We start from the raw sequence: 6242 nt of genomic DNA, 5'->3' as shown, positions 1-6242 counted from the left end.
TTAGACATACATTACCAACTTTCTTATATTTTTTAATTTGTTGATAATATATATGTGTCCTTTATGGGTATCATATCAGTTCCGTATAAAAATTCGTTGGCGAAAGATGAAAAACCTGTAGAAAACATTTTTTTGACTATTTGAAAATCCCAAACAATATTTTTATTTTCTAGTTTTAGTAGATCACTTTTATAAAAATGATAGAGTAAAAGCATAGCTGGGACAAAGTTTGCCATAGATGTTGCGATGGCTGCTCCTTTCATTCCCCAATCAAGTACCATAACTAAAAGATAATCCAAAATAACATTTGCAAAAATTGAGGCAAAGTTTATCATCATAGACATAATTGGATTTCCTTCACTTCTCACAAAGGCACAGAAAGACCAAAATGCCATTTGGAATGTTACAGATGGAAGAAAAAATTTGCAGTAGTCCTCAACATATTTTATATTTGAATCACTGGCTCCCAAGAATCTCACTATGGAATCCATAAAAATAAATCCGAGCAAAGTATAGATTATTCCAATAACTCCAACAGTGAAAATACAAGTTCCAAGAGTTTTCTTAGCTCCAGCTAGATTATTTTGTCCAAGTTGAATACTTACAAGGGAAGAACCACCAGCATTAAAAAACATTCCAAGAGCATCTCCTAAAACTATAAGGGGATAGATAGTGGCAATAGCACTTATCCCCGTTCTTCCAACAGCTTGACCGATAAAATATCTGTCGGTACTATTCATCAAAATTGATGACAGAGCGACTATTGTACTTGGAATAGAAAATTTAATCAGCAAAGGTAAAAGTTTTGCATCTCTAAATTGAAAACTTCTGTCCATAATATCCTCCTTGTAACTATTCAAAAATAAAAAGTCATATTATAAGAGCTATATTTTCTAGTAAAAATCTTTTTTCATTATGAGATTTTGAAGATTTATTATTAAAATCTTCGTGAAAAATATTTTTATATGAAAATTCCTCTTTGGAAAGATAATATCTATTAACAAAAACCATAGAACTTAGAAAAAATAATAAAAAACTTAAAAACAAACTACTCACCGACCTTTATGTAATAAAAAAAGCAACCCTGCTAGGTTGCTTAAATAAATCAAAATCAAATTTCCTTAAAAATAAAAAGGTTTACTCAAACACTTAATTCCTAACATAATTTTTGGCATATGAAATTGTTCTCATAAAAATTTGTATGAGAATAATAGCACATATGACAAATATTATTGATTTAAGTGAAAACATTTTTTTTCTCCTTTTCAAATTGCACTATAATTTACTAAAGTATAAACCCAAATTGAAAAAAAAGCAAGTGTTTTTTAACAAAAAAATTATTTTTTTGAAAATTTTATGAAAAAAATAAAATAATAAAAAAATAAGATAGTAATAATAAAAAATAGTACCAATATAAAACTAGTATTTTTAACGGTTTATGTGGCACAAAAAAAGAAAAAAATAAAATTTTGTTGACAGATGAGATTTTGTTTGGTAAAATCATTGTCAACCGAAGAAAAGTTTGAAAAAATTTCAAGTGGTTTCAAAAAAAATTAATAAAAAAACAATCTTTCGTGAAAGAAAAGAGAGTTTTTTGAAAAATATTGTGTAAAAAAGGAGAAGGGTATGAACAAAAGAAAAGAAGTATTGGTACTAGGATTTGCACTGTTTGCGATGTTTTTTGGAGCTGGAAACTTAATATTTCCACCATCAGTAGGAATTAATATGGGAGATAATTGGCTTTTAGCTGGACTTGGATTTTTACTTACAGGAGTTGGACTTCCTTTACTAGGAGTTTTAGCTTTTACGAAAGTTGGAGAATTAGAAAATTTCTCAACAAAGGTTTCTAAATTTTTTAATAACGCTTATTGTAGCGTACTTGTATTAGTAATTGGACCATTATTTGCTATTCCAAGAAATGGATCAACAACAATTGAAATGGGAGTTTTACCAGCATTATCAAATATGGATAAATTTACAGTGACTGTTGTAAGTTCAGTTATTTTCTTTGCGGTAACTTTATTACTAGTTATAAAAGAATCTAAAATTACTGATATTATTGGAAAATTTTTAACACCAATTATTTTAATAATTTTACTTGCTATCACAGTATTAGGTATAACAGGAGATTTAGGAACTCCAGTTCATAAAGTTGAAAGTGGAATGTTTGCCTTTGGATTTATTCAAGGGTATCAAACAATGGACGCTTTAGCATCAGTTCTTTTTGGAGTTGTTATTGTTAAAGGTCTAAAAGGAAAAGGAATAGAGGATTCTCACGAACAAAGTGGATATTTAACAGGAGCAGGAGTTATTGCTGCAATCGGTTTAGGATTAATTTATTTCTCACTTATGTATCTTGGAGCTAGAATCAGTGGTGTAGAAAATAGTGCTGCTACAACAGCATCAGCTTTATACATTGCAGAGGCAACTCTTGGTTCAATCGGAAAAATGGCTTTTGGAATTTGTGTTGCTGCAGCTTGTCTAACAACATCAGTTGGTCTTGTAGCATTAACAAGTGACTGGTTCTCAAGAATCACTCCATTCTCTTATAAAACTATTGCTGTTGCAACTTGTGTATTTTCATCAGTAATGGCAATCGGTGGAGTTGACTTTATCATTCAATTATCAGTTCCAGTATTATGTATCTTATATCCAATAACAATAGTTTTAATTCTATTCAACGTATTTGGATTAGAAAATGAATTAGCTTACAAAGCTGGTGTATATATCACTTTATTAATCAGTATCGTAGAAACATTAGGAGTAACATTTAAAATTGGAGCATTTACAAATGCAGTACAATTAATTCCTTTAGGAAAAGATGGATTTGCTTGGTTAGTTCCTTGTGTTATTGTTACAGCAGTGGCATTTGCTTTCTCAAGAAAAGCTACAAAATAAAAAATGAGATAAATTTAGAGCTAGAGTTTTCTAGCTCTTTTTTTGTTTTTTGAAATAAAATTGAAATAAAAATATTTGGTTAAAATGCTGTTGATAATAAATTTATAAAATATGACAGCATTTTTTTATTTTTTGTGATTAAACAATTTTAATTTATAAATGTTTAAAAAATATTGTTTAATAAGATTTTTTGATAAATTTATTAAAAAATAAAAATTTATTATATTAAACAGAAAAAAAATAAATATTAAATTTCAATATTTATAGTATTAATAAATGAAATTATAGAACAAATAAAAAAAATAATTGTTCACTATCTTTTTTATTAAAATAGTGATATCATTATTCAAAACAAAATTAAAAAGGGGATGAGATAACAATGTGTTTAAAAAAAATAGTTAGAGGATTAATAATTTCTAGTTTAATATTATTAAATTTTGGTTGTGGAAAAAGTGAAGAAAAAATAGAGATAGGTATCACTCAAATAGTGGAGCACCCAGCTCTTGATTCTGCAGTAATTGGATTTAAAGAGGCTTTAAAAGAAAATGGTTTTGATGAAACAAAACTAAATTTTGAAATTCAAAATGCTCAAGGAGATTTTGGAACAGCTCAAACAATAGCTCAAGGATTTGTACAAAGTAAAAAAGATTTGGTTTTGGCAGTTTCAACCCCATCATCACAAGCAATGCTTAATGCTACAAATGAAATCCCAATACTTATCACGGCAGTAACTGATCCAAAAGCTGTTGGACTTGTAGGAAAAAATCTATCAGGAACAACTGATATGCCACCAATGGAAAAACAAGTGGAACTTATAAAAAAACTTTTACCAAATGCTAAAAAAGTTGGATTCTTATATAATACAAGTGAAGAAAATTCGAGAGTATTTTTAGAAAAATTTAGAAAAATAGTTGAGACTAATGGATTGGAGATAGTTGAAAAAGGTGTTACAAATGTAAATGAAGTTGGTCAAGCATTGGATATTTTATTAGAAGATGTAGATTTATTATACACACCAAGTGATAATACAGTAACTTCATCTATAAGTTTAATTTCAGAAAAAGCAAAAGCTAAAAAAGTTCCAATGATAACATCTGATGATGCACAATTTGGTGCTGGTGGACTTGCAACAGAATCTATTGATTTTAAAAATTTAGGATTCCAAACAGGACTTATGGCAGTAAGAATTTTAAATGGTGAAAAAGTAAGCGATATGCCAATAGAATCACCAAAAGATACAAAACTTATGATAAACCAAGAGTTAGCAAAAGAATTTGGAATAGAAATTCCAAAAGATTTATTAGAAAAGTTATAATTTTATAAAAATTAGAAGAATAAAACGAACAAATTTTTGAGAGAAAAAAATAAAATTATTTATGTAAAGTCAAGTTTTTAAAGGGAAAACTTTTATCAAAGTGGAACAAATAAATATTTTAATTGTTATCTACAAAATAATTAAAAATAATGTTACTATTATTGCATAAATAAGGAATAGGAGAGGATAGAGATGCTTACAGGGACAATTGAACAGAGTTTAATATTTGCTATAATGGTAATGGGAGTATATATAACTTTTAGGATATTGGATTTTCCAGATATGACAGTTGATGGAAGTTTTCCATTGGGAGCTGCTATAGTAGCAAGTTGTTTAGTAAAAGGAGTTAATCCAATAATAGCTCTTGCACTTGCAATCTTAGGTGGTTGTATAGCAGGATTTATAACAGGTTTTATCAGTGTAAAATTTAAAATAGCGGGGTTACTTGCAGGAATAATTGTTATGACGGGACTTTACAGTATAAATATAAAAATAATGGGAAGAGCTAATGTATCTCTTTTCAAAGTAGAAAGTATATTTTCCAGTGGTTTAAATAAAATAATTATTATTGCAATAGTAGTTGGGCTTTGTAAAATATTTTTAGATTTCTTACTTAGAACAAAATTTGGTTTTGTCCTAAGAGCTTTGGGAGATAATGAAAACTTAGTAGTAACTTTAGGAGTTGATAAAGATAAATTAAAAATATATGGACTTATATTATCAAATGCAATAGTTGCTTTAGCTGGGGGATTATATGCTCAACATCAAGGATTTGCCGATGTGGGAATGGGAACAGGAACAATTGTTACAGGACTTGCTTCAATAATAATTGGAGAAAGTATCATACAAAATAAAAGAAAATTTTCAATGACAACAATAGTGGTACTTGGAACAATAATTTATAGAATGATAATAACAATCGCTTTAAAAGTTGGATTTAATGCAAGTGATTTGAAACTTATAACAGCAATTATAGTTGTATCAATATTAGCAGTAAAAAATAGTAATTTGTTGAAAGATAGAGGGAGAGTGAAGAAAAATGCTTAGTTTGAGATCAATAGAAAAAACATTCTTAACAGAATTAGGAACAGAAAAAAGAGTTTTCAAAGGATTGAATTTAGATATAAATAATGGAGAATTTATAACAGTTATAGGAAGTAATGGAGCTGGAAAATCTACTCTTTTAAATCTTATAATGGGAAGTATAACTCCTGATTCTGGTACAGTTTCTTTAGATGAAAAAGATATTACAAGAGATGAGCTTTACAAAAAAAATTCATATATCTCAAAAGTATACCAAGACCCATCAATGGGAACTGCTCCATCAATGACAGTATTTGAAAATCTTTCAATGGCTGATAATAAAGGTAAAAAATTTAATTTCTCATTTGGATTAAATCAAAAAAGAAAAAATTATTATGAAAGTCTTTTAAGTGAGTTAGGACTTGGAATTGAAAAACAAATGGATACAGAAGTAAGAATGTTATCTGGAGGACAAAGGCAATGTTTGGCTCTTTTGATGGTTACTTTAAATAAACCAAAACTTCTTTTATTAGATGAGCATACAGCAGCATTAGACCCAAAAACATCAAAAATAATTTTGGATAAAACTGATGAGATTGTTAGAAAAAATAATATAACAACACTTATGATAACTCACAATCTTGAAGATGCTATTACTTATGGAGATAGAATAATAATGTTACACGAAGGAGAAATAATCCTTAATGTAAGTGGAGAAGAAAAGAAAAAGCTAACTCCTAAAAAACTTTTAGAAAAATTCCAAACAGTAAAAGGAAGATTGAATGATAGTGCGATTTTTACCGCTTAATTAAAATATACGCATAAAAAGACTTGAGCCTAAAAGACCAAGCCTTTTTATTTTGGATTTTATAAGAATGCTATATTGATAAATAAAATCTTAAATGATATAATTATTTTGTAGAAATTATTTAAGACTAACTATTAAATGTCAAGTCAAAAATAAAAAAATTAAATAAATTTGTTAATTTAAAAAAATGCATCACAA

5 protein-coding genes are annotated in these 6242 nt (G+C 27.8%); 4 read left to right on the top strand and 1 reads right to left on the bottom strand.

Translation table 11 applies throughout. From position 1 onward, the window contains the following. Nucleotides 1-32 precede the first annotated feature (32 nt). Nucleotides 33-836 carry an MATE family efflux transporter gene (locus I6E15_RS09855; RefSeq protein ID WP_235247606.1) on the bottom strand — a complete coding sequence of 268 codons (804 nt, stop codon included), beginning with the start codon at nt 834-836 and terminating at the stop codon, nt 33-35. 790 nt (nt 837-1626) lie between these two features. Here I6E15_RS09855 and brnQ point away from each other — a divergent pair. The 4 genes from brnQ to I6E15_RS09835 all read left to right on the top strand — a co-directional run bounded on the left by brnQ (nt 1627) and on the right by I6E15_RS09835 (nt 6044). Continuing rightward, complete coding sequence (gene brnQ, locus I6E15_RS09850) at nt 1627-2898, top strand: branched-chain amino acid transport system II carrier protein (RefSeq protein ID WP_235247605.1); 1272 nt, start codon at nt 1627-1629, stop codon at nt 2896-2898. 379 nt (nt 2899-3277) lie between these two features. Further along, a complete protein-coding gene (locus tag I6E15_RS09845) occupies nt 3278-4213 on the top strand; it encodes an ABC transporter substrate-binding protein (RefSeq protein WP_235247604.1) in 936 nt (311 codons plus the stop codon). 192 nt (nt 4214-4405) lie between these two features. After that, on the top strand, nt 4406-5260 hold the full coding sequence (locus tag I6E15_RS09840; RefSeq protein ID WP_235247603.1) for an ABC transporter permease: 855 nt from the start codon (nt 4406-4408) through the stop codon (nt 5258-5260). Next, nucleotides 5253-6044: an ABC transporter ATP-binding protein gene (locus I6E15_RS09835; protein WP_235247602.1), complete on the top strand. Its 792-nt coding sequence runs from the start codon at nt 5253-5255 to the stop codon at nt 6042-6044. The genes I6E15_RS09840 and I6E15_RS09835 overlap by 8 nt, the downstream gene beginning before the upstream one ends. Nucleotides 6045-6242 lie beyond the last annotated feature (198 nt).

It is taken from the genome of Fusobacterium perfoetens, from assembly GCF_021531475.1.
GTDB lineage: Bacteria > Fusobacteriota > Fusobacteriia > Fusobacteriales > Fusobacteriaceae > Fusobacterium_B.
The sequence above is the reverse complement of the archived record's forward strand: the minus strand, read 5'-3'. Positions and strand labels throughout refer to the sequence as shown.